Consider the following 26536-nt stretch of genomic DNA (forward strand, 5'->3'; position numbering starts at 1 on the left):
AATTAGCCTTTTTTATAACAGTATCGGCGATAGCTGTATATTGCGATGATTCCCCAAAACAGACTTTGTAACCACAATAGGCTCCACCGGGAAGATACTTGATTCCACTCTGCGCCCATTTGATTCAAGGCAAGAAAACCCTGAATAGCAGGTGTGCTAGGAAATAGCTGCGATAACCAGGTTATTGGTGCCGGGATGCTTTCCAATGGCCAGATAAATCCAGCACTGAATACCAGCGGCATTGAGCTTATCAGCACCACCAAAGTCACTAACTCACGTCTAGGAACGATAGTGCCAAGCCAGATTCCAATCGCGCAGGACGCCAGTAAGAAAGGTAACAGTAGGCTAAGAAGCTGAGTGCTACTGGCAAGCTGGCTCACCCCATGCGTTGTAAAACTGTGCCCGAAGTAATACATACTCAAAAGATAATAAACAGTGGTGAGTACACAAAGCCTTACCAACAAAAGCGTTGTCGGTGAGGTTTTGCTCCAATATCCCGAGCCATTCTTCTGACTCCCGGTCATTAGGCCTGCTGCCATCACAAGTGTTTGCTGGAGTATTAAAACGAATACGGCAGGCACGACGTAATCTATATAGCCCATACGTGGGTTAAAGGTTGGTTTTAAATTGAGTTTGGTTGAGGCGAACAGCTCGCTGGCTAAAGAGAGAGGAACGCCATCCAATATTAATCTGGATACTTTAGTTTGCGCAGCTAATGTGCCTCCTGCTTGTGCCAACCCTTCTACTATAGTGCCGTAAACCAGAAAATAGGAAGCATCGCCGGCAAAGGAGAGCGTTGGGCTTTTACCGAGCAATAAGTCTTTATAGAAATGCTCTGGAATGACTAGAAAGCCGCTCACCTCACCGTTGAGAAAGGCTTGGTGAGCTGACTCAATGGTGTAATCTCGCTGAACAACCTTGGCTTGTGGTGTTGCATCTACCATTCGTTCCAGTTTGAAGCTTATCTGGCTTTGATCAAGGTTAACGATACTGATCTTTTGCTCTCTCGGCGTTTGGTGGCTGTAGGGAAGCGGGTAGAGGAACGAATAGAATACAACGCCTCCAAAAACAGTCAGCATCACCACAGGGTTTGTTAGAAGCGCTTTGAGTTCAGCATAGAATACTTGTCTGAATGTCATTTGGCCTCCTGTGAATATAGGCTGTTATGGCGAGATAGATGCTTTTTGATCAAAAGTACCGATATTAACGCGGGCAGTAAGTACCCTGACATCGGCAACAGACCTAGCGCTGTGTTCACCCAAAACTGTCCGTAGCTGACTTGGCTTACCTGAGCTTCAATATAGTGACTGATAGGCAGTAAACTTCGCCAGAATTGTGCGAGTGAGTTCATGTCAGTGACTGGAAAAGTGATGCCCATAAAAGCAAAACTGGGCGCAGTAAATGCTCCTGCAAAACTCATGGCGCGAGCAGGGTCGAGTGTCAAAAAGAAGAAAAAACTGCCCATGATCATACAGGCCATAACTGTCAGCCCCTGAGCAAACATCAGCACCAGTAAACTACCATTCATCGGCCAGTCAAACCCCAAGTAAAACCAACATAGAAACGTGAAACCTTGGACCATGAATACAGGGAAATAAGGCAGCAATGTATGGAACCACTGTGTGGTTGGATCGCTTTGGAGCCATTGAGTCAAACCTCTGTCTCTGTGGTTAGCCGCCAACACCAATATGGTTGAAACCACAATGATGATTTGCCATAAAGCTGGAACAATGGCAGAGACCAGAAATTGAGCATAGTTAGCGTTCTTGTTAAACAGAGGCGTAATCTGTGTTTGCACTGGAAGAGCAGTACCTACGGCAGAGCCAACGGTGCTGTTCCCTTTTGCGAGTGCTTTTGAGGCATCAATGCGCGCATTGAATGTTGCTTGAGCTTGTACTAGTGCTGAGCCGATAAGCTTTCCAATTAATATTGTTTGGCTGTTGTAGAACGCACTTACTTGGGGAGGTAAACCGCGATAAATGTCTTTATCAAAATTATCCGGAATAACAACGTACGCATACACTTGGCTTGAAACCAACGCTTGTTTTGCCTCCGCAACGTCAGAAAAGTGATGCGTGACAGACAATGTGGCGGTTGCATCGTAGTTGCGACTAAGCTGCCTTGAAAGCTGACTGTGGGATAGATCGACAACGCCAATGGGGAGGTCTCTTGCAATACCCTGAGAAAATATCGCCCAGATGGAGACAACCAATATAAGCGGTATCCATGTCAGACACGAGAGCAGCCATCGGTCTCGTTGCAGTATACGCCACTGCGTGGCGAATAAATCGGACATTTTACAACTCAACAACTAAGCTCATACCCATGCGCAGGGTATCTTTGTGATCCAATGGGCGGGCTTCGACCTCGAAGGTGCGTAAGTCGAAGCCTTGTGACGCATCGGTTGAACGCCAAGTGGCAAAATCACCCATGACTGCGATATGAGTGACCTCAAATTCAAGTGAATGACCAAGGGCAGGCAAATAAGCACTGAATCTTTGGCCTTTGGTGAAATGACTAAGTTGATCCTCGCGGACATTTAGTTCCGCCCAAGAATCATCTGTATCAATGACGGTCACCACAGGAAAACCTTGAGGGGCAAGCTCACCGCTTTGCAGCAGCACTTGTGACACTTCGCCGTCAAACCAGCTTTCGATTTGTGTGTCTTTTGCATAAGCCTCAACTTCGGCAACCGCGCCTGCTGCCATGCGAGCTTTCTCTGCAGCAGCAACCTTGGTCTCGTCGCGGGCGCCTTCATGAGCCATCTGGTACATTTGATAAGCGGCACTTTCTGTGTATTTTGCCGCGTCCCATTGGGTTTTGGCTTCATCGCGCTTTTGTTCAGCGACAACGCCATCTTTGTAGAGGTTGTTAACCCGAAGGTAGGTTTTCTCCATTAATTGAGAGGCGGCTTTAGCTTTCTGCCATTGGTCTTTTGCCGCTTGGATTTGTTGTATTCTTGCGCCTTTTTCTGCTTCCTGTGCGAGCGCGCGAGCGGCCTTCTGTCCTGCAATAGCCTGCTCCAGTTTAGCCTCTATTTCTGGGCTATGAAGAGTGAAAATCAACTCGCCTTTTTCTACTTTGTCACCTCTGCGAACCAGCACCTGATCGATACGGCCCGGTACCTTGGAAGAAATGCTGTATTGTTGCGATTCAATTTGCCCCTGCAGACGCACTGGCTTTGGTTGATAGGCTTGATAGAAGCTATACCCAATCCAAGATGATATGGCTAAAGCGGCAGCAGTCAGTACAATCGGTTTGGCTTTTTTCATCTCGGTATCCTAAAGGTTTGAAGTGTTGATAGAGGTTTGCTGATATTGCTGAAATGTGTTCATTTCACTCGATAAAGCGAGAAGCTTTGATAGCGATATTAAGTAGTTAAAGCTGGCGGCTGATTTCTGTGTTTGGACACTGGCTAAGTAAAGCTGAGCGTCAACGACGTCCGTCGAAGTAGAAAGGCCTTGAGAAAAGGCCTTCTCTCGCAGTTTGATGTTCTCTTCAGCCAGCTCAATGCTGGAGTTAAGCCCGAGCACTTCTTCCTGAGCTTGCTGCGCCTCTAAATAGGTCTTTTGAACAAGCACTGTTAAATCTTGCTTGGCTTGCGCTTTGAGGTATTGCACTTGAGACACCGCACTATGAGCCGCTTTAACTTGATCCGAGCGACCTGTTGATTCAATAAGCGGAATACTAACGCCAACGCCAACGAGCCAATCTGGTTTCATCTGACTGGCGAGTGAATCATCTTCATGTAAGCTGTAATCACCATACAGGTAGACCTCAGGGTAATATTTGCCTTTTTCTGCTTTGATCAGACTTCGGGCCTGCTTCTCTTTTGCATCAAGCAACGACAACCCCGGGTAGGTGATTAGAGTTTGGTTAATGAATGCGTCCATTGGGGGAAGTGTGTCGTTGATAAATAGATGATCGCGTGGCTCAACCGTCGAAGATTGGCTGAGCATTTGAGTGAGCGCTGTCTGTGCGATATCAAGATTCTTTTGTGCTTTCTTGCGCTCAATGGTCGCTTGGTCGAGTGCGGATTCTGCTTGGAGACGTTCAACTCGAGCAATTTGCCCCTGCTGCTCTAATTTAAGTGCGTTGTCTCTGTGCGTTTTTAAGCCGTTTTCTACCAGCTGACGCGTCTCGACCACTTCTTTCGCTAGCAAGACACTAAAATAGTATTTGCTTAAGTCTTCGTATCGCGCTTGAGTCTCCATCGCGAGTTGGCTTTGCGCTTCCTCTGATTTTCCTTGTACGGCTGATTGTGCTGCAGTAATTCGACCGCCAGTAAAAATAGGCCAAATGGCTCTGATGGAAGACGTGAAAATGTCCCGCTCGGTAATCGTAGAGGTTGTATTACCTAGATCGGTAAACAGTTGACCGAGCCCTGAGAGTAATAAAGGAGGAAGAGAGATACTGCCGACGCTGGGTAGCGTGCCATTGGTACTTTCAATCAGCTGATTGCCTGATAAGGTGACATCGGTATCTAAGCGTGTGTAGTTTGCCCCGACGGTCACTGATGGCAGGTTCAGGTTATCAGTTGCATTTTCCAAGTGTTGATATCGGTCAACATTCGCTCGTTGCGCAGCCAGTGAATTGTTTTCGTTTTGCAATAGCTGCCAAGCTTCACTAAAACTGATGGCCGCGGAATGGGCTGCAAACGGGAATGAGCTAAGACAGCCAACTATCAAGGCAATAGGACGCAGCGACATACAATGAACTCTATTTGTTAAAATTAGAGTATAAACTCTAACTGATATTGTTGGCAAATAGAGGTAACAAAGGAGGCTAAATCGCCTCCTTGAAATGGGTGTTTATTGTTCCGCTTTAACGGGACTAGGTTTTAGTTTTTGAAACAGCTTAACGATAATAGGGCTAAACAACACCAATACGGCTAATACGGTAAAGGTCATTGTGATAGGTCTTTCCCATAGGAAGCTGAGTTCTCCATCACTGATCATTAACGCCCGACGCAAGTTCTCTTCCATCAATCCGCCAAGGATAAAGCCAAGCAGTAATGGTGCGAGAGGGAAATTAGCCAGCCTCAACGCAATGGCACCCATCGCAATCAACAACATGATGAAGACATCCATAGTGTTGAATGACACTAGGTAAACACCAGTAATTGAGAAGAACAGAATCATCGGTAACAGCACTGTTCTAGGAACTGCTAGCAGCTTGGAAATGTAAGGAATCAGTGGCAAGTTGAGGATAACCAAAACAATGTTGCCGAAGTACATCGAGATGATGACTGACCAGAAGACGTCAGGATGTTCGACAAACAGACGTGGACCCGGTTGGATGCCATAGGCAATCAGTGCGCCTAACATGATGGCTGTTGTGCCTGAACCCGGAATACCCAAAGTTAAAAGTGGTACAAAAGAGCCACTTGATGCGGCGTTGTTTGCTGACTCTGGAGCAACTAACCCGCGGATGCTGCCTTTACCAAATTCTTCTTTTTTATCTTTAGGTGCTAGGTTACGTTCCATACCATAGCTCAGGAAGGCTGCGATAGTTGCACCAGCGCCTGGCAACACGCCAGTAAAGAAACCCAAAATGGAAGAACGGATCGAAACAGGCGCGACCTCTTTGACTTCCTCTTTGGTGACTTTCATGCTGCCAATGTCACTCATTTTGCTTTGTTCTTCGTTGCGAGTGTCTTTTTCTGGCTTAAGGATGCCCATTAAGGTCTCCCCTAATGCAAAAGTCGCCATCGCTAACAGCAGGAAGCTGAATCCATCCATTAAGTCTGTCAGTCCAAATGTGAAGCGCTCAACACCCACGCCTTTGTCGATACCTACCGTGGACAGCATCAGGCCTAGAATGGTCATCATCCAAGCTTTGATCACCTGACCTTTACCAGCGAAGGCAGCAACGGCTGATAGGCCCAATAGCATCAGTGCGAAGTAGTCAGAAGACTGGAAGCTAAGTGACACACTTGCCAGAGCAGGAGCTGCTACGAGCAGCATAATCGCAGATAGGGTACCACCCGTGAATGACGAGTAGGCAGCTAATGCTAGTGCTTTACCAGCTTGACCTTTCTGCGCCATTGGGTAGCCATCAAAAGCGGTCACAACGGTAGAAGAACAGCCCGGAGCGTTGATTAGAATTGAAGAGGTTGAGCCACCAAATACCGCACCGTAATACACACCCGCCATTAAGATTAGGCCCGATGAAGGATCTAAGCCATACGTAATGGGGATCATCAGAGCGATAGCTGAAATAGGGCCAAGGCCTGGAAGCATACCGATGAAGGTACCAACGAAACATCCGACGATCACCATCATGATGTTCATCGGCATAACTGCGGTCGAAAGACCTTGTAAGATTCCATCTAACATTTGTTATTCCTTACTGTTTACGACCACATGGTGAAGATGACGCCCGGTTCCAGATAAATATCCAGTCCCTGAGTGAGCAGCAGATAAAATGCGATGACAAAAGGGAAAGAGGCTCCGAACAGGACCTTTTTCCGACGTTCACCCAGTAGGTAGAAACCTGCGAGCAGGAATAGTCCCGTTGCGAGCACAAATCCAATGTAAGTCAGCCCTAAACCGTAAAACGCCATTAACGCTAGAAAAGCGATCAGCAGTTTCCAGTTAAAATCCACTACCGCGCCGCTTTGCTTATCCGCTTGGCCTGCCACAAGTAACATCAGAGAAAGACCGATACCGATAAAGGTCAGGAGTGTGGGTAAGGTGCGAGCCGTGAAGGGTTCATATTCGTCACCGGGAAAAAGAGGGATTTGTGATGTTTGATAGCCATAACAAAGGCATACGATAAGAAAGATCATGGCACCGACGCGATCGCGACAAAGCAAATTCTCTTTTGAGAAAAACTGACCTTTGTTTAAAGAATTCGTTGGCAAGTCCGACATATCCAACTCCATTTGCATTCACATTGAGGGAAGAAAAAAGCCGTACAAGAGGGATTAATGAGCATGTATCACTAACCAATAAGCCATTTGCTGCTAGTCAAAGAGGCTTAGCTGTTTATTTCTAAACAGAGGAGATTGTGTCGTTATCTCAGGTACGGCAAAAAGGAAAGAGGGCAAGTGCAAGTTTGCCCTCGACAGGATTACTTGAGGAAGCCCAGCTCGCGCATCAGGTCGCCCATTTGCTTTTCTTGATCTTCAAGGAAAGCGTAAAAATCTTTATCTGCCTTGTAGTTATCAATCCACCCATTGCGATCTCGAACGACCTGCCACTCGTCGGTGTGATACATTTTTTGAAGTGCGGTGTTCCACTCATCCAGTTTTTCTTGGCTTGTGCCTGGAGCGGCGAAGAATCCACGCCAGTTAGCAAAGACAGTTTCGTTTCCGTATTCCGTTAGAGTTGGAATTTCTGGTGCAGCATCTAGGCGTTTAGGTGCTGTGACCGCTAGGATCTTAACTTGCCCAGATTTTGACATCTCTAGTACTTCACCTAGGCCGGTGGAAAGCAGTTGTGTTTCGCCAGAGAGTAGAGCAGCCATGGCTTTACCGCCTGCATCGTAAGCGATGTAGCGCACTTTACGTGCATCGAAACCTTCGCCCTTGAACGCTGCCGCTACAACTAGGTGGTCCATACTGCCACGAGCTGAGCCGCCAGCAATTTTGACTTTACGAGGGTTAGATTCAAAGTCTTTAACTACGTCTTCCCATGTGTTGTATTTGGAATCGACAGAAGTCACGATTGCACCATAGTCTGCAATAGTGGCTGCGACCGGTGTCAGATCACGGAATGACTGAGGGAAAATGCCTGTCAGTGAGCGCACAACGATTGGAGTAGAGTTCACCATCAGCGTATCTTCTTGACGCTGAGCGGTTTCAATCAGGTGAGCAATGGCTTTACCACCGCCTCCGCCGGACAGATTTTGGAATGAGACGTTGTCGACGATATCTGACTTAACGAGGACATCACCCGTTCCACGAGCCGTCATATCCCAGCCACCACCAGCACCGCCAGGGATTAAGAAGTGTATTTTTTCAAGATCGGCTGCAAAAGTGTTGAAAGAAAAAGACGCAGCGATGATTGAAGCTGCCAGTGTTGGCTTGAGTACCTTAAACATGATTCACGTTCCTTATGTTCAGGTGCATCTTCATTGAGATTGCACTTATCGTTATCAGTTTTCCATTAACAAGGGAGGGAAGCTCGTCAATAGATGCGTTTAAGGTTAATGGCGTGTTAAATAATTGTCGTTAATACGTTGATAAAAATAATATTGAGCATTGTGAAGATTTTGTTCATAAAGTTCACAGCAAAATTTTAGAGCTGAACAATTACCCTAATCGGCATTGCTCTATAGCTAAATTGTTGACGCGCTACGAATAATCGAAATTTTCCTTCCAGATATGTCTCTGCTTTCTGTGCAATTACTACACTACTTAATTGGTACTTTAGTTCATCTCAAAGTCTAGAAGTTATAGCCATGGAGGGCGTGTAGTTGGACGAATTGAAGAAGCATAAGCACACATACTCGATACGCTTTACAGTCGGAACGATGTTCATTATTGCAACGATCGTTACATCGATGTTCGCAATTAGCCTGCAGTACATTTTTACTCGTCAGATGTCCGAAGAACACGTAGTAAGCAAGTTGACCAAGGCGACAACCGACGTCAGTGAGTATATTCAAGAGGTTGATCTGAACGCGAAAAGCAGTGCGCGGATTCTGAGCAGCATTTCAAGAACGATCGATCATGATTTCAGTGAAGAAGAAATCCGTACCATACTGATTCAAGTACTGAAAGATAACCCATTGTTTTACAGTATTTATTTTGGTAATGGCCAAGAAGACTTCTATCAGATCATCAATTTAGAGTCTTCGCCAATTGTTCGGCAGCGCATTGAAGCCCGTGCGGGTGACCGTTGGGTAGTGATCAAAATTAATGGTCCGGAACATAATCGAATACGCCAGACGATTTATTACACCTCCGATTTTGAACAAACTGGTGTTCGTACCAAACAAAGTAATTATTTCCCCACACAGCGTCCTTGGTACCAAGCTGCTTCAGCAGATGATGTGTACAAGACAGAACCATATCTCTTTAAGCACTTGAAAATTACTGGGCAGACTTATTCTCTGAAGACACGGGAAGCGGTATTGGGCATTGATATAGTTCTGTCTTCGATCAGTTCAAGAATCACCGCTGCCGCAATGGGCTTGCCAACCGACGCAGGCATAGAATCGTTTGTTTTTCATCGCACTGGTGAAATCATTGCTTCCAATCAACAGGGAACGGATGAGATTCAGTCTGTGACCAAGCCGCTAACATTAAGCCCGAGTGAACAAGAACTAGTGGATAGGACGCCATCTTTGTTGGTATCGAATCAACTCAACTGGAGGCCATATGACTACGCCCGTGCCGGTGAACCTCAGGGTTACTCTATCGCGTTACTAAATTTATTGGCAAAGAAAACGGGGCTCCATTTTGAGTTTATTAATGGGTTTTCGAGTGATGAGTTAATTCGTAAGTTAAACCAAAGCCAGCTGGATATTGCACATTCGCTTCCAGAAATGGATGTGGATGCTGAGCACGCTCGGATACTTCTGTTTAAAGAACCTTTAGCCATGGCTTTTTTAGGGGAGACAGCATCTGATTGGTACTCAAGTAAGGTTGGAGTTATTGATGGCCATCGCTTTAACGCTAGTTCTGTTATGGGAGAAGTTAGCCCGACAGTGTTCAGTGACGGCGAAGATGCGTATCAGGCGTTACTGAAAGGTGATATCCAGCTTTTACTCGACACGAGGAGGACTTTGGAACATTTGGGTCAAAACAACAATGTTAAATTCCAATTCTTGCCGATTCAGGCATCTGCACCTTTTTACCTGACACTAAGTGAAAAGCATCACGCGCTCGAGCCACTATTAGCTCGCGCTATTGACAGCATCACACCCGATGAACTGACAACGCTGAGTGATGCTTGGTTTAGCCAGGTTAAAGAGCATCGAGTGCCTTATGAAGGATTAGACTCTTTGGCGGGCTCAGGGACTATCCACAAACGAGAGGTGAACGGTAGCAGCAAATTCTTTTATGTAGAGGCATTAGGAAAAAATGCTCAAGACAACGAAGAGTTCCTTGCTGTTATCGTGCCGGAAGATGTGGTGATGGCGCAGGTATATGACAGGTTGTATACCTCGATTGGTGGTACTGTGGTGGTCTTGTGCTTGTTGTTACCTGTAGCTTGGGTATTCGGTAATCCGATAGTGAAACCCATTCGTCAGCTTCAGGAAGAAACGAAGAAAATCAAATGTCGCAAGTTTGATGATGTACAGATAGTGAATTCTAATATTAAGGAAGTCTGGGCGTTATCACATTCGATTCATGATATGGCACGCGAAATAAAACGACATGAAAAGCAACAAGAGGCGTTTGTTGAGTCATTTATTAAGTTGATTGCTCAAGCCATTGATGACAAATCTCCTTATACGGCTGGACACTGTAATCGCGTTCCTGAGCTTGGAATGTTACTTGCGGAAGCGGCTGAGAAATGTGATTCGGGCTCACTGAAAGATTTTTCGTTTGCCAATAATCAGGAGCGTAGGGAGTTTCGTATCGCAGCTTGGCTACACGACTGCGGTAAGATAACCACACCTGAACATATCGTTGATAAAGGCACTAAGCTCGAAGCTATTTATAACCGTATTCATGAAGTAAGAATGCGATTTGAAGTACTGTGGCGAGATGCTGAAATCGAGTTTCTACAATCTCAGTTAGCGGAAGACGTAGACAAAGAGCAAGCCTTACAGATATTGCGTGCAAAGAAAGCCCAGCTGCAAGAGGATTTCGAGTTTGTCGCGACATCGAATGTCGGCGGTGAGTTTATGGGGAAAGAGCAGGTTGAGCGAATTAATTCCATAAGCCAAATTACATGGCAGCGAAATTTTGATGATCGATTGGGTTTATCGCCTTTTGAAGAATTGAATAAGCCAACCACTCAACGCACTTTGCCGGCAACAGAGAAGTTACTTGATGACAAACCAGAACACATACAGCACCGGATTAGACCGCTGGAGTTTGATCCTAAGTTTGGCATCAAAATGGATGTGCCGAAATACCAGTACAATCTAGGGGAATTGTATAACTTATCTATATCAAGAGGTACATTAACGGCAGAGGACAGATTCAAAATTAATGAACATATGATTAGTGGCATCAAAATGTTGGAAGCTTTACCGTTTCCGCCCGAACTTAGCCGCGTGCCACGCTATGCTTCAACGCACCATGAAACCTTAAAAGGTACGGGTTATCCACGTAAATTAAAGGCGGAAGACTTATCGGTACCAGAACGAATTTTGGTCATAGCGGATATTTTTGAAGCGCTTACTGCAGCAGACAGGCCGTATAAAAAAGCGAAGCCAGTGAGTGTCGCGGTAGATATCCTCCATAAAATGGCGTTGGATAAGCATGTCGATATGGAGCTGCTCTTACTGTTTTTACAAAGTGGTGCCTATCTTGAGTATGCCAATAAGTTTTTGCCCGAAAGCCAGAACGATAAAGTTGATATCACCCAGTATCTGACGAGAGAGCAAGTTGCCTAGCACGTTTAACTTGCTGTGCTACTAGTATTTGATAACAACTTGAAAGGCTCCCTAATATTGGGAGCTTTTCTGTCTTTATAAACTCGATCAACGACTGTTCTGAAAAAGGGTGATGTTCCCACATAGTCTGCAGCGAAATGGCGAGTGAAAAGAAATCATTCTGTGGGGAAATTTCACCAGTGCGTAGGTTCGGGTTTAGAGCAGAAAACAGAGGAGAGAGAGAAGGGCTTGTTTGTTGTTCGTAACTGGACCCTATGGGGAGTATGCTTCCCATATCGACCAATATGGTTCGGTAGCATGGCGTTACTATCAGGTTGGAAGGCTTGATATCGCCATGAATGTATCCAGTGCCGTGTAAGGCAATGAGGGCCTGCTCAGCGTTACTGGTAATTTCTTTTTTTAGAGAATGATCTAGTTGAGAATAATCGATGGACAGAGATTCAAAAAACTCCAGCATCAGCCAATCCATCCCCATATCGGATCCATAGTCCAGATACTTGGGCCAGTAAGGAGAGGAATGATGATGCAGGAATTCAGCTTCTGTTTTGAGTTGCTGTTTTGCAGCTACACTATGAGCAAACTTTACAATCGTGGGTCCAAAATGTGGGTGAGTCGCGAGATAAGTACCGTTGCGAAGCAGCGAGTACTGCGTAACCTTCAGTACTCTAAAGCATGTTTCTATTTTGCTAGCTGCTTCGCGGTTTATCTTCACATTTAGATACTCGATGGTAATGAGAAGGCAGAGAAGAAATTCGGTACAAATGGATTGTTTTGTCCCTGCGTCTTGATACTTAGCTCAACCTGACTTTCGCCATACTTAATGGCTACTTCGGTTTGTTGAGACGTCGTAGATGCAACTCTTGGTTCAATCAGCTTAAACCAAGCCCAGTTACCTTCGAATTTCTCGTTAGCAATAGAGCTGGCTTGTGCTTTTATCTGGAAGCCTAACGCATCTTGCTCAATTGCAGTTGCGTTCCAACTTTGTTTACTCCATAGGCGCGGGCCGTGTTGATAAGTAAACAATGGTTTTTCACCTCGGATAATAAACTCGGTGACATCTGAACTCATCTCTTTGGCTTTAAGCTGGAATTGCAATGACATATTTTGTGGATCCGCCAAGAATAGGGCATTTCGAATATCACGAGCTTTGTCTATCATTTGCCATACTGCTGGATCTAACGCTAACCCTGTATTCGGTAACAAACCATACAAGTATGGAGAGCGTTCTTCGGTGGAGAAACTCTTCAATTTTGTTTGGTAGAACTGGTCTAAGATTCCGTTAACTTTAAAGAAGGCTGCAACGTCAGCCGTGCTTGCATCTAGGCTTGCAGTCTTGTTAAACGGATAGTAAGCAGCAATGGTTGTTTCGTAAGGCTGATAAACCTCTGTTTTCCATGTGCTGTTCAGATAGGCATGTGCCAAGCTCATAACAAGATCGTTAGTTTGCTTAGTAATCTGAGCGAGTATCTGCTTTGAAATGCTAGGCTGAGAGGCCTCTTGCTGTGCCAAAAGTGAAATCGGGTTACTGGTTTTTATTTCAGCTGTCAGTGCTTGATAGGCCACTTTTTGCGGATCTTCCGCCTCGTAGAATTTGCCTAGCCAGGTTTCTGCTTTTGTAAATTGCCCTAGTAACGCATCAATTGGCTTATTACCTTGGTCATCTGCGGTAACTTGTTTGTGGTATTGGCTGAACGCGATATAGATTTGTCGTGCAGACTCTTTCTTATCGATATCCTGCTCGGGTGGTTGTTCACCTTCCTTCTTAGTTTCCGGCTGAATTAACTCAACAGACGTGTATTTGCTGATAGTCGTATACAGCTGAGCCAAAGGGTTGTTAGATGCGGTTGTTAGTACAGCAAGCGTCTGTTTTAGCTCATCAGCATTTGAAATGCTTTTAACTTGGATATGAGTAGCAAAGTCTCGCCAGTAATTAATGTAATCGCCCTGATACATTTGCTTGAGGTCTCGGCTGATACGATACATTTCTAGCGCACTTGGTGAAGTGCCAGCAACTCCCTCGTACGCTTTTAGAGCGTCTTTGAGTACTGGAGAATCGACGGATAAGTCCAATTCGTTGAAGCCTGATGGTGTAAATAGGTAAGGAACCAAGTATCCCACGTAGTCTGGAGAGAAAGACAGCAACTGATTAAAGTTGGTCCCAAGCTCCTGACGAACATCAATGCGCTTCGAATAGGTTGGCGAGTTCAGGATATGCTCATACAAAAGAGTCTCTACACCAGTTTGGTTAATGACCTTTTTGGCTAAGCTCTCCAAGTCAAAATTAGGCTTGATAGGAACTAAATCCTGCGCAAAAACGTCGTCAAGCAAGACCCTAAGTTGTGCAACGTTGACGCTGTCTGCTTCGCCTTGCTCTTCTAGCGTAGTGACAAAGTAATTCTTGAGTTCAGTAATGTTGGTTCGTTCAGGATTGAACAGCAAGCGATAGTTGTTTAGCAAAGACAAAGTTTTTGCTTGGTCTTCTAGGTTAACGTACACAAACAGATCTTTCTCTAACGTATTTTCCATAGAAGGAATCAATACGCGCTGTAGTTCACTGAAATAGGCTGCCTGAACATCTTTCATGATACTTGAGCTCGGCATGATTGACAGCGTGTACCAAGGCTTAGGCTCAAGATACAGAGAATAAATCCGGTTTAGAGAATACAGATTCGGAATGTTATCTGACATGTTTTCAATGTCATAAGGCTGCGCTGCGATAGACTCCTTGTAGCGTTCGAGCATGCTATCGGCACGCGCTTCACGTTGGCTTTGATAGTCGAAGTCCAATTTTATGACAAGTAGTACACTTGCAAACAATCCTAGCCAGAATAGGGTATAGGCTGTTTGCATAGTCAGCAGTAAGTTTTCTTTGCGACGATTGACTCCAACAAGATCGTGCTCGTTAAGTACAGCGTGAGTCATCAGGTGCTGAGCAAATAAGGTTTGCTGCACTGGGATTTGTTGATGCTGCTGAAACTGCTCGTGTCCAAGAGATTGGTTTACGACGTTAGCTAAGACATCGTGCTGCGCTTGGTTCGTGCCACTATGTGTGAAATAAAAGCCTCGGAAGTTAAGCCCATCTTGTAGCTGATCGCCGCGATATAAGCGATGAAGGAACTGCCACAGACTTTGTTTTAGTAAACCGAATTGGTATGGGGCTGCACAGATTGCATTGCGGTAATCTTGATTTAGTTGCGATGCTAGAGCGGTACTCATATTAGCGATTAACTGGCTAATGAGGCTGTCATACTCTTCATTGAACCAGTCCCCATCAATTCCGCCATGCTTTTGAATCGGGGATGTAGCACCAAATACCTCGTTCCGTTTTGTTTCATCAAAAGCAGAGAAGAACTGACAAAAATCGTTAATTTGCCCCATCTGAGTAATGACATTGTAAACTGGTAAATTAAGGCCAAATGCTCGGTTGAAGCCCTGAATCTCAGATTTTATCTGATCTGCTTTTTGCGTTAGGGTCTCCGTGGAATTGAGTAGCTCTTTCACATCTGTCGTCAATAACAGACCATTTATTGCCTGACGCGGACGCCATTTATTCAAACTTTGGCAGAGCGTTTTGATGTAAGCAGGGTTTTGGTCCTCTCCCAAGCTCACCGAAATAAGTATTGAGTGTTCACTTAGCCAAAATAAAATAGGGAACTCGATATCGTTGCCAAAATCATCCACTTTGTAAGCTTCATAACCCATTTGAGTAATGATGCTCTTATCTTTACGAGGATCGTCGCTGAGTAGAATATAAGTTGGTTGATCGTAACGGCTACTGAGGCGTTTCTTTCTCTTTTGCACGTAAAGCATCAGCTTAAAGTGTTGTGCAAGCAGTTTACAGCGCTTGTTGATTAGCGCTTTTTCTTGATTAGATGTTTGTGGCTTGTTCTTTCGACGAGAAAGTAACCAATAACACAGCGAGCCTAAAAGGATGGCGACCAGTAGTGTCGATAGTACACCAACTAAAGTGTGTGTTGGGTAAGCATACTTCCAGGTCAGAACACCTCCAACAGCAAAGGTAATGACCACAAACAGAAGAGTCCAAAGTATGCTGCTTCGTCTGTTGTTTGTAGATTTAGATGAAGTTGATTCTGCCATTCCTAAGGAGCCTCTGAAGTTTTCTTAGTTTCTTTTATTGTTTTTTTGTTTTGCACAATGATGGCTTTGATTGCGTCTTTTTCTAAATACCAAGCTTTAATCTCTCTGGCTTGTTGAGAGGATTCGCTGCGAACAATGACCCGATAAAAGGAGTGAAACTGTTCTACGATAGGCGTGTAAGCGGATGGGGACAATGTGCTTATAAATGCGTCTGCATTTTTTTGTGACGAGAACGTTGCCAATTGCACCAACCATTCTGACTTGCTGGTCAGCATTGAAGGCGGTGGAGTTGCATCGACCATCTCTACTTTGCTAGCTCGTTGCGGAGTATTTACCAAATCATCATCGTTGCTGATGAAGACGATATCGTTAACTTCACCTGATAAGACGTAACGTTCGCTAAAGTCCGGTAAGAAGTTAAAGTCTCGTGCGCGCTGTGGCATTGTTTTTTCATACCAGAAGTGAGTTAAGCCTATACTCAGCGCAATCAAAGTACTGAAAAATAGTGTCGTTAGCAGATAGCGTTTTCTGCGTGTTGGCTTACGTGCTTTAGGCTGCTTTACTCGAGTCCGGCAGTGAATGCTGTTGCTTTGGCGGTATTGGCTGATGACTTGCTCTAGCTGATGAATGAAGCTCTTTAACTGTTCACTGCCCGATTCCCTATATTGACCTTTGAAGCCGATGTTGAGGAATATGTATATGACTTCAAGCAGATCGATCAATTTATGAGGCTGTCTCGTTGCTTTTTCCGCAACGGTGAAAAACAATTCACCGCCATTTCTCATACCGAATAATTCGCTGAGCAGGGTTTTATTTTCCCAGCCGCGTTTTTCTCCCCATTCGCTGTAGATAATTAGCTCATCTAAAACAACGGCATATAGGAAGCAGAGTTTATCAATAACCGCTACAGGGTAAGTTAACTCTGCACCTTTGGCTTTGATTTCATTGATATTACTTACAAGCTGGTGGCGAAGTGTTGTGACATCTTCTGGTTCTGGCAGCGTTGATACTTTTAATGTCGTTGACAGTAACTCACTGCTGATATTGATTAACTGGTTTTCTGCTTTATCAAAGTAATTCAGAAACTCATGATGGTTTTTACTGGCATTAACCGACACCCAGCGAGATGTGTTTTCATCGTTGTTCTTGTCGGTAAAGTCAGACTTGTTTGTGTCCCAAACCAGTGTTTCTTCGTCTAAGTAGTCCATAGGCATTATCTCAACGCGTACAACATGACTTCTAATTCACTAATGCGTGTATCTACATGCATTGCAATAGCATCACGGTTTTCAAGCATCTCAAGCCACATCCTATCGGAGGTATCCACTTCGAAGTAAGAAACCCCTTGCATCGGCTTTAATTCACTTGGCGCAACAGGCAGCGGGGAGAGCGCTATACCTGATAAACTGTTTCTCACTAGCTCAACAATGCGCGCGTTGTTACCCAGCTTGGCAGAAACGGGGAACAGCTCATTAAGTTCAGCACTACTTATATTTGACTTAACGGCAAGCACGAATCGGCGATTAGAGACGCTTGCCGTATCCTTAATCAGTGTACGTAACAAGCGACGACGTTCGAACAAAGAGGAGTCCCAATTGAACTCGATAACAGAGTCCTGTTGGACCAGAGTAAGCATATTACGCAAACTAGAGAACAGAGGATTAAAGCTATCATACAGCCTGTGGTACTGAAGATTGCTACATGGCTCAGGGATTGCCGGCGTCAGAGCCATTACCTGTGCTTCAAACTTTCTCAGTTCGAGGTACAAATCATGCGTCTGGAACTTAGGGTTATTGATGGTGAGATCAAACCACGGCAGCCATGTATTTAAAGTCTGCAACCAAAGGTAATCTTGCATCATAGACTGAGGGCTCTTCTGTCCCTGTCCAGCTTGGATTCGCTTGAGCAGATTTGTTGCTCTGTTGGAAGAAAGAGCGTGGATCTCTTTCATGCGCTCAACCAATAATGTCGAAGCGCCGTAGTGAAGACAGGCAGGAATAAATGCTCGATCCAGTACCACATCTCCTGATTCGCTGCTTTCCAGAATTTTAGAAATAGGAATCAAGGTAAAACCGGACGTATCTTCACCCTCAAGCTTGATAGAAATGTTCAGCTGGGCAACATCTATTTCGACACTTGCATTTTCTGACGTTGATGTGTCGAAAACACTGATGGACTGTGTGACATAGCGACTCTGCTCTGACTCATCACTGCCATAGTCATTGTTGCCTTGCAAAGATATTGGTAGGGCGAGATAAGCAATGGTTTCTATTGTTCCTTGAGGAATATCTCTGGCGACCTCTTCTTTCAGCTCAAATTGAGTTCCATCAGGGAAGACACCCGCTGATGAAGCTACCGAGAGTTTACCAATTTTAAGTAGATCGTGATTGATGGTTAATTCAGTCACACCATAAAAGGGAGCAAATCCTGCCAAGGTCTCGATATTTTGACGAACGTAATTTTGGACATATCGATCCTGCTGCTGAAAATGTTGTGGGGCAATGAACATACCTTCTTGCCATACTACTTTTTTGAATGCGTCCACGTACTTTCCCTATTTTATGATTAAAATAATTTCCACCAGGGAGAATCTGGCGTAATAACTTCGAGCTTGGCTTTGTCACCTGAAATGCTAAGTTGCAAATACTCGTCTGAATTTTTAGGTAACATTGACACCGACTTTGGCTCACTTTGTTGATAGTCAATAAACTCCACCAAAACACCGACGTATTGTGTTTGGTTATTGATATCTAAAGTTATTTTCTCCTCGCTCCCAGGAATGACCACTGGCAAAATTTGCTTGGAAATCAAGTTAGCGCTAAGTAACTGTACGTCATTGCTGTACAGGTCAATAAAAGGCTGCTGTTTAAACATTTGTGCATCAGTCAGCTGGTAAAGGCGTACAACCACAGGGTTGGAATCGTTAGACTCCGAAGGGTTAGCCGATTTGTCTGACTTAATTGCTAATGAGTATTGTGTAACAACAGGCGCTGGATCGGATGAACAACCCACCAGAAACAGAGCCAAAACAAAACACCACTTAGCCATCAATTTTCCTCTCTTTGCTTTTGCATGTTTTCCATAAAGAGAGCTTTGAACTGGCGTCGGAAATCTCCATTTTCTTGTCGGTGCTGAAAGTGCTTACGGTAGATTCTCCAGTATTTCTTTTCTTTACTACTGAACATGCCACCGGAAATATAGTCGCTAAACTGTCTCTCTAGCTGAGAGGGTGCGAACTCGTTAAGAAACTGATCAACGGTTTTCTCAAGGGCATCAAACAATGCTTCGTGATGTAACGTTGGGTTTCTCAAGTACTTTTGGTTTTTCTCTGTCATCGAAAGCAGTTTTTCCAGAGATGACTCAATCGGGGTATCCGCTTTTGATTGCACAGGTAGAAACTCCGAATCTTCCGGATCTTGGACCACTTTTGCATTTGCGTTGATATCATCCACTTCAACGTGTTTCGCAATTGTATCTGCATCTAAATCTTCGAATGGATCTGCTGCAAACGGGTCATCACTTAGAATGTTGTCTTGAGAGAAATGGTTACTTTTTTTACTTTCCACGGGAGCTTTATCTTCCTCCAAAAAGTCGATTTCGTCATTCTCAAGTTGGAGTGAAAAAGGTTCAGAAAACAAATCGTCGTCTTTTTCCTCTGCAGATGCCTGTTCTGATGTGACCAATGTTGATACCAACATGGTGTAGTTTTCGACCTTGAGAATATCACCGTCATTGAGTGGGTATTCTTTCCCCTTTGCCATCGTTTTATCGTTAAGCACTGCGTTATTTTGGCCTGTGCTCTTTACACAATATCCGCTATCAGTAAGGCGGATACTGCCGTGTACTCTTGAGATACGTTTACTTTGGTCAGGTAAAGAGATGTCACAAGAAGTTGCCCGCCCAAATTCACCACCTGTTTTAGGTAAGTACACAACCCTAGAAGTAACGACTTCATCAGAGGGTACAGAAATCAAATGAATACTAATTGTCACTTGTTATCCCTCACACTTTAAAATCGCTGCATTGAATGCAGATAAAAAACCAGAGTACTTCTTAAGGAAACGTTTTGAGAAATAGACGCCCATCGGTTTGGTGTCCATTAACTGAGACTGGAAAAAGTCATGTGGTAAAGATGCCTCTTTTAACTCTCCGCTGAACACTTTTTCATCTTCCAGTGCTACGTCAATTTCCCTTTGTTTTAAAAGCTTTAGTAATACTTTAGCATCTCGCGGCTGTTTGACTACGTTGAATCCGTTGCGCTTTAGCCAAAACCACTTGTTGGACCCAAATTTTGCAGAAAATTTGAGGTTAACTTTGGTTAGCTCGTCCATCTTAGGCTCTACACCCGGACCAAAGTACCAACGAAGCTCTTGCTGAGCGATAGGTTCTGACAGCGTTGCGTATTCGTCTCGCTCTGCCGTTTGTGTGGCTACAAAGAAGCCGTGTTGAGTACCACTTTGAACTCTGAGCTGAGCATCTGACCAGACCGTCATGGTTATTTGGTAGGGTTGACCCATATGGCTAAGTGCGCATTTTACTTTGTCTAAAGCAAGACCTTGCATCTGCCCATGCTTATAGTCTTGATAGGGCGGCCAGTCTTGAGTCGTCAAATGCAGACGAGCAGGCCCAAATGTTGATTGTGCTGATGCGTTGGCTACGGTGAATAAGCCAATCAAAATAGTTAGGCAGAAAGTAAAATACGGCATCATTCTGACCATTCATTTCCTCCAATAAGCTCGGAAATTTTTAAAATAGAAACAGGTGGATAATAGTCTAGTGTTCTTGCAGCGCCGACGTTGACTATATATGAATATTGGGTTAAAGGTTCGATTGGAACGTCACTCGGCTGATACTTACCACTTAATATTTGCTCTGCTTTATGACCAGCAAATTGACCCACGTTGTAGTAGCGGCTCACAATACCAAATAGAGCATCATGTTTGCGTATAGGCGACTCAGTTGCTGAAAACGTTGCGATGCCTTGTTGGTGTAAGTTATCAACAATATCTTTCCCTTGACTGATGATATAGGAATCCGGTGGAAGATAAGCTAACTGAACTCCATCTTCAATCATTAGGTCTACAACCTTTCCAACAGAGCTAGAGTCTGGTTTGTCATTCAATGTTCTTAGTGGATAAAGATAAACATCCTTTTGATACTTGGCCGAAAGTGTTTGTATACTGCGAGCTGTTACAACCGCATTGTTTTCTAGTGGATTAAAAATGATCCCAATTGTCTTTATTCCGCTCAATTGACTAATAGCGTTAAACTGAACATTGTGTGGAACAATGTGACTTACGCCTGTGAAGTTGCGCCCCTTTTCATCAAGAGAGTCTACGATTTTAGAACCGACAGGGTCGGTAACAATACTAAACACAACGGGTGTACTACTGTTTTCTCTAAAGTGACTTGGATTGCGTTCTGTACCGAGTAGGTTCAAAGTGATGGTTGTGCCAAATGTGTAGATCAAGTCGGGATTTCTTTCCTCGACACTCGCTAAGTGTTGTTTTAAGGCTTCTTTATCACGCTTTGCATCAAGTACGGTATAACGCACTTTCATTTTGTTGGATAAGTAATCCATAAATCCGCGTTCTGCATCAGTCACACCTCGCCACAATACCATGACAACATGTTTCTCTGATTCCGATGTATCAGCCAAAGACACAAACGGCAGGATAGTCAGGAGACATAAAAGTAGAACTCTCATTTAACCACCTCCATTTGGTTTTTATCACGACGAGTAAATAAGCTATAGAAGCTTAGTAACATGATTGAACTAATAAGAAGAGCCACACCGAATAACATAATGGTGTCTTGGAACCCTAAAACACTGAGAGCAAGACCTGCGACTAAAGGGCCGGCGATATTACCAATTCTCTCAGTCAATCTGAATATACCTATAGTTTTTCCTTTATCTAATCCAGAGTCTGACAAGAGATCGATAATAAGAGGGACCTGAGGTGAAACGCAAATACCGTGTGCAATACCAACAAGTATTACTATTAATAGCAACCCAAATGTGCCAGGAAGCATCATGATATTAATCAATGCACCTGCAGACAAGATACCGCCGATAAATATAAAGGCGATCTTGTTGTTCCATTTATCAACCAATATAGCTGCAAGCGGCGAAATGACAATGATTGCTAGGCCATAGGTCATCATTACTCTACCGGAAACTGCACTGCTTTCGCCAAGAGATTGCAAATAAACGGGGCAGATGTAGTACAGAAAGCCCGTTAGTACGATTTTTGCGGGAACGGCACTGAAGAAAGTGATGAGCGCGAAATATTTGTTGCTCAGTAGAACCTTAAAGTCTGAGAGTCTTACTGGCTTACTTTCACTGTTGGCTTCGCCCCGGTCAAAGAAACTAATAACGAGCATGACCCCCACAATGGCAAATGCGGCGGCTAGCAAGAATGTCACAGAATAGCCCAGCTTATCTGCTAAAACACCTCCGATTGCTGCACCACATAAGGAACCAGAGAAAAATGCAGACAAGAATGTCGACATACCTTTGGTTCTGTTATGAGAGTTCGTAGTGTCTGTGACATAACCCTGAGCTGAGATAAACACAATACCGTAACCAACGGCAGTAACAGCTCGTGCAAAGAGCAGGAGTTCCAGGCTAGGGCTTAATGCGGTTGCGACCAAACCTACAGAGGTGAGTAGCCCACCAGCTATCAGAGATTTTCTACGTCCGACTTTATCTGACCAGTAGCCAGCAAACGGCAGAGAAATTGCCCAGCACAGCATGAATAGAGAAATTGGCAAACTGGTGACAAGGTCTGCCGGAATTAAGTTGTGAGTGCTTGGCAGGCTAGCCACAAAATTCGGGAAAAAGGCAAGGGATGCTGCTTCTGAAAAGATCAGGATAAATAGAGGGAGTCGAACAAAGCGATAGTCCTGAATATTTCGAGTTGGCAAACCCTTATGGGCAAATGAGCCTTTCACCAACTTATTGAGTTTTCCAATTAATGTACCGAACTCGTCATTGGATTGAACATTGACTAAGTAGGGCACTTGTTTGTGGTCGCCCATGGCGATCAGTTGCTTTATTTGCTTCCATGGTTTGATGATCATAAAGTTGCAAATAAATAAAATTATCTCAATAACAAACAATCCAGAGGCGACTAAGACAGTTATCATGTCCATAATGCTGTCTTTGATCATCTGCGGAATGATATTGGTATCCGCCATCATCTGTAGCTTGATAATACCTGTATCGTCGATTGGGATAGAAAGTTCACTAGCTTCAACATAATCCGGAAAAAACTTGGGATGTTGATAAATAGCAGCGGTATCGCGTTCGAGGCGTATCGACAATAATTCGGGATGATGCTCAATGTAAGCTGAAAACTCTTCTTCTAAGCCAGCGAGACGATCTAGCGGTACTCCTTCGACAATTAAGCGGCCAATCATGTGCGAAAGAGTATCGCCAATCAGATTCGACTTTTGCTCAAGTTGATTTTCATAAACGACAGAGAATTTGCTTAACGACTGATAAGAGCTACCTAAATTTGATGTTACGGTCAGAACGATCGCTAATAGAATGATCAAAAGCGGGAAATATCGCGCTCGAATCTTATCCCACTTTGATCCACTTCGGTCTGCAATAATGTGTGTTTTTGCAGCGGCCAGAAGTTGATTGTCAGGTAGCCCTTGAGTATCGATTGCATTTGTCGCGGATTTGACTTTCTTAAGCAGAAAGTCGATCAGAGAGTTTAATGCCAAATAACCAATGACTGCAGCGATCATCACCCATAGGAAGGTGTCCATTATTTGCTGCGACAGTAGGTCTTGTTTAATTTGGTCTAGATAGAGTGGGGAGTAATAGAGCCTCAGCTCACCCTCTTTTACATCAAAAGTATTGACGATATCGGTGGTGAGCAGCCGATCGGTGTCAAACTTAGCTACCCCAGTCGTAAACAGGACTTCATCTGCGCTGTTTACAACTTGAATTTTGCTGATGCCATCAACCAACTCAGAGCGTCTCTCAATGAGTGATTGAATATTGGAAATTGATGACAAAGGTAAACCCAAGCTCATCGCTTGGCGAATGTCGTTGTCGGTTTCATCCAAAACGACCTGATATGTTGAATCGCTCGTTTGTGTCAGGCGCTTGTCGAAGTTGAGATAGTTAAGCGTTGTGTTCAGGCCATTTGAGAACAGCAGGACAGCTACGATAGCCAAGATAAGCTTGGCTCGCAAAGATATAAATCGCTTAGTTTTATCCATATATGCGGTATCCATCCTACTGTTTTATCCGAACTTACTGAATAGTAAGCTCGAATCCTTCCTCACTGTTTGCGGCTGTAACAGATACTTGGGTGATTGGCTGTTGTAAGCTCAATCTACTGATACATTCCTCTGCCAATTTTGGCATTAATGAACGGTTGATGATCTGCTCAACAGCACGACCCCCTGTAGTCGGGTCAGTGTTTTTGCCCACCACGTAGTCAACAAAACCTTCATCCCATGTAAACGACGCTTGATACTGCTCTGCCAGTTTTTTCTTAATGCGGTTGAGAGATATCTCCGTGATTTTAGCTAACTCTTCATCATTTAGTGGGTAGTAAGGTACGATGGTTGTACGACCCAAAAACGCTGGCTTAAAGTAATGTTGGAGATCAGGACGAATGGCTTCAAGTAACTCTTCATTGCTCAATCGTTCGCTGTTGTCCGCACAGACATCACAGATGGCTTGATCCGCCGCATTTGAAGTCATAATGATGATGGTGTTTTTGAAATCTACCGTTCTACCTTCACTGTCTTTAATGTGGCCCTTATCGAAAATCTGATAGAACAAGTCGTGAACACCTGGATGCGCTTTTTCCATCTCATCCAAAAGTAGCACAGAGTATGGGTTGCGACGGATTGCTTCTGTTAATACGCCACCTTCACCGAAACCAACGTAACCAGCAGGAGAGCCAAGTAACATAGAAATTTTATGCTCCTCTTTGAACTCAGTCATGTTGATAACCGTCAGATCATTGCTACCTCCGTACAGCTGCTCTGCAAGGGCCATCGCAGTTTCAGTTTTACCAACACCACTTGGACCACACATTAGGAACACGCCAATCGGCTTACGGCTGTCAGTTAACCCTGCACGCGAAATACGAATCGCTTTAGCAAGTTCTTGCTTTGCAACATTTTGACCAATGACACGCTTATCCAATTCTTCTTCTAATGAAAGAAGGCGAGCAATTTCGTCGCTCATCATGTTGCCGACAGGAATACCAGTCCAGTTAGCAATGACCTGAGCAATGGTGTTGTCATCAACCATTGCATTAACTAGAGGCTCTTCACCCTGCAATTCACCAAGTTGGTCGATAAGCTTATTGAGTTTGTCTTGCTTGGCTTTATCTACCGATTCTTCAGCCTGCTCATCGCTGATTTCTTGCTGGAGTGTTTTTATCTCGTCAACCAAATCAACTTCTTGCTTCCAACGAGCTTGATAGTCTGTCAGCTTCTTCTCGTTTTCTGCAATTTCTGTGGTTAGTTCCGCAATTTCATCTTCCGCAATACCAAACAGAGCGTTCTCTTTTTCCAGTGCTGATTTTTCGTTTTGTTGATAGCGAATGGTTTGCTCAAGCGCCTCAATCACTTCTGGCTTAGCGCCTTGTGTTAATGCAATACGAGCACTGGCAGTATCAAGTAAGCTGATCGCTTTATCAGGTAGTTGGCGACTTGGAAGGTAACGAATAGATAAATGAACAGCCGCATCAATCGCTGATTCTGCAATGAAGGCACCATGGTGTTTTTGTAGCGATGCTGCGATACCACGCAACATTTGCTTGGCATCTTCAGCGTTTGGCTCTTCTATTGATACAACTTGGAAGCGTCGTGTAAGAGCAGGATCTTTTTCGAAGTATTTTTTGTATTCAGCCCAAGTAGTCGCTGCGATGGTTTTAAACTCTCCGCGTGCTAAAGCTGGCTTAAGAAGGTTGGCTGCATCATTTTGACCTGCTGCACCGCCCGCGCCAATCAAGGTATGGGCTTCATCAATGAAGACAATAATAGGCTTCTCGCTATTTTTCACTTCATTGATAACATCTTTTAGACGATTTTCAAACTCACCTTTGACACTTGCGCCTGCTTGAAGTAAGCCAAGGTCAAGTGAATGGATCTGTACACCTTGCAGGGCTCCAGGAACTTCGTTGGCCGCGATACGCAACGCTAGGCCTTCGACAACTGCTGTTTTGCCTACACCAGGCTCACCGACCATGATCGGGTTGTTTTGGCGTTTTCTACACAGAATGTCGATAGCTTTACGCACTTCTGAATTCCGACCAGAGATAGGATCAATATTACCGTCCAATGCCTGCTGTGTCAGATTCGTTGTGTATTTACTTAATGCGTCATTGCCGACAGGGGCACCGCCAGTACCATCTGCTGCAGCAGCTCCAGTTTTTGCTCTGGCAACAGCTGTTTTATTGATTAGCCCTTGAAGAGATTCCAGTGAAACACTTTGTAAGCTTTCTAGCTGAAGCGTATTCATACCCAGCACGTTTTGTTGCAACATAGCTTGAATCAAGTGGAGACTGATCACTTCGCCATGGCCATAGTTGACAGAGGCAATCATCCAAGCATCTTTGACGATTTCGGTAAGCGCTTGGCTTAATGTTGGCTGGCCTTCATTACCTTTAGGAAAACGAGCGATTTTTGAAGATAACTCGTTAACCAAGTTATCTTGGGATAAATTCTGTGATTGAATCAGGCTATTTAGATGCTTGTCTTGCTGAGAAAGAAGCTGAAGCAACCAGTGTTCTGTCTCTATAGAAGGCACATTTTGATTCATTGCGGCACCAGCTGAAACTTCAAGTGCTTGTTTCAGCTCTGGTGACAGCTTAGCGACTAAATTTGTTAGTGTAACTTGCGTCATACCGTTTTCCTTGTATCTCAAGAGGCATCAATA

18 protein-coding genes are annotated in these 26536 nt (G+C 44.4%); 1 reads left to right on the forward strand and 17 read right to left on the reverse strand.

The features are described from left to right. Positions 1-2 precede the first annotated feature (2 nt). The 7 genes from IX95_RS08620 to IX95_RS08650 form a co-directional block, all read right to left on the reverse strand. Entirely contained in the window at positions 3-1139 is a 1137-nt protein-coding gene (locus tag IX95_RS08620) for an ABC transporter permease (protein ID WP_038158765.1), read from the reverse strand. Then, positions 1136-2296: an ABC transporter permease gene (locus tag IX95_RS08625; protein WP_038158769.1), complete on the reverse strand. Its 1161-nt coding sequence runs from the start codon at positions 2294-2296 to the stop codon at positions 1136-1138. Before IX95_RS08625 ends, IX95_RS08620 begins: the two co-directional genes overlap by 4 nt. A 1-nt stretch (position 2297) precedes the next feature. Next, positions 2298-3272 carry an HlyD family secretion protein gene (locus IX95_RS08630; protein ID WP_038158771.1) on the reverse strand — a complete coding sequence of 325 codons (975 nt, stop codon included), beginning with the start codon at positions 3270-3272 and terminating at the stop codon, positions 2298-2300. Positions 3273-3281: 9 nt separating this feature from the next. Beyond that, positions 3282-4709 (reverse strand): TolC family protein, encoded by a 1428-nt coding sequence (locus tag IX95_RS08635; protein WP_038158774.1) that lies wholly within the window; start codon positions 4707-4709, stop codon positions 3282-3284. Between the two features lie 102 nt (positions 4710-4811). After that, positions 4812-6338, reverse strand: coding sequence for a tripartite tricarboxylate transporter permease (locus IX95_RS08640; RefSeq protein WP_019275836.1), 1527 nt, complete (start codon positions 6336-6338; stop codon positions 4812-4814). Positions 6339-6355: 17 nt separating this feature from the next. Further along, positions 6356-6874: a tripartite tricarboxylate transporter TctB family protein gene (locus tag IX95_RS08645; protein ID WP_038158777.1), complete on the reverse strand. Its 519-nt coding sequence runs from the start codon at positions 6872-6874 to the stop codon at positions 6356-6358. Between the two features lie 200 nt (positions 6875-7074). Beyond that, positions 7075-8046: a tripartite tricarboxylate transporter substrate binding protein gene (locus IX95_RS08650; RefSeq protein WP_038158779.1), complete on the reverse strand. Its 972-nt coding sequence runs from the start codon at positions 8044-8046 to the stop codon at positions 7075-7077. Positions 8047-8421: 375 nt separating this feature from the next. Between IX95_RS08650 and IX95_RS08655 the strand changes: the two genes are divergently transcribed. Beyond that, positions 8422-11520 carry an HD domain-containing phosphohydrolase gene (locus IX95_RS08655; protein WP_038158782.1) on the forward strand — a complete coding sequence of 1033 codons (3099 nt, stop codon included), beginning with the start codon at positions 8422-8424 and terminating at the stop codon, positions 11518-11520. Here IX95_RS08655 and IX95_RS25830 read toward each other — a convergent pair. From IX95_RS25830 to tssH, 10 genes are read right to left on the reverse strand one after another with little or no spacing between them, the layout of a single operon-like run. After that, positions 11486-12232 (reverse strand): protein kinase domain-containing protein, encoded by a 747-nt coding sequence (locus IX95_RS25830; protein ID WP_160174997.1) that lies wholly within the window; start codon positions 12230-12232, stop codon positions 11486-11488. The two genes, IX95_RS08655 and IX95_RS25830, sit on opposite strands and share 35 nt — an antisense overlap. Positions 12233-12234: 2 nt before the next feature. Further along, a complete protein-coding gene (tssM, locus tag IX95_RS08670) occupies positions 12235-15618 on the reverse strand; it encodes a type VI secretion system membrane subunit TssM (protein ID WP_038158790.1) in 3384 nt (1127 codons plus the stop codon). 2 nt (positions 15619-15620) lie between these two features. Continuing rightward, positions 15621-16826 (reverse strand): type IVB secretion system protein IcmH/DotU, encoded by a 1206-nt coding sequence (icmH, locus tag IX95_RS08675; protein ID WP_006962076.1) that lies wholly within the window; start codon positions 16824-16826, stop codon positions 15621-15623. Between the two features lie 5 nt (positions 16827-16831). Beyond that, the gene (tssK, locus tag IX95_RS08680) at positions 16832-18163 is read right to left on the reverse strand and encodes a type VI secretion system baseplate subunit TssK (protein ID WP_006962077.1); all 1332 of its coding nucleotides are present in this window, start codon (positions 18161-18163) and stop codon (positions 16832-16834) included. Positions 18164-18183: 20 nt separating this feature from the next. Next, entirely contained in the window at positions 18184-18666 is a 483-nt protein-coding gene (gene tssJ / locus IX95_RS08685; RefSeq protein WP_006962078.1) for a type VI secretion system lipoprotein TssJ, read from the reverse strand. Beyond that, complete coding sequence (locus IX95_RS08690) at positions 18666-19610, reverse strand: FHA domain-containing protein (protein ID WP_038158793.1); 945 nt, start codon at positions 19608-19610, stop codon at positions 18666-18668. Before IX95_RS08690 ends, tssJ begins: the two co-directional genes overlap by 1 nt. Positions 19611-19613: 3 nt before the next feature. Next, entirely contained in the window at positions 19614-20327 is a 714-nt protein-coding gene (locus IX95_RS08695; protein WP_038158866.1) for a substrate-binding periplasmic protein, read from the reverse strand. Continuing rightward, positions 20324-21325 (reverse strand): ABC transporter substrate-binding protein, encoded by a 1002-nt coding sequence (locus IX95_RS08700; RefSeq protein WP_038158796.1) that lies wholly within the window; start codon positions 21323-21325, stop codon positions 20324-20326. Before IX95_RS08700 ends, IX95_RS08695 begins: the two co-directional genes overlap by 4 nt. Then, positions 21322-23856, reverse strand: coding sequence for an MFS transporter (locus IX95_RS08705; RefSeq protein ID WP_235202603.1), 2535 nt, complete (start codon positions 23854-23856; stop codon positions 21322-21324). Before IX95_RS08705 ends, IX95_RS08700 begins: the two co-directional genes overlap by 4 nt. A 34-nt stretch (positions 23857-23890) precedes the next feature. Next, positions 23891-26503: a type VI secretion system ATPase TssH gene (gene tssH / locus IX95_RS08710; RefSeq protein ID WP_038158802.1), complete on the reverse strand. Its 2613-nt coding sequence runs from the start codon at positions 26501-26503 to the stop codon at positions 23891-23893. Positions 26504-26536: the final 33 nt, after the last annotated feature.

This window comes from Vibrio sp. B183, from assembly GCF_000740665.1.
GTDB classification, from domain to species: Bacteria; Pseudomonadota; Gammaproteobacteria; order Enterobacterales; family Vibrionaceae; genus Vibrio; species Vibrio coralliilyticus.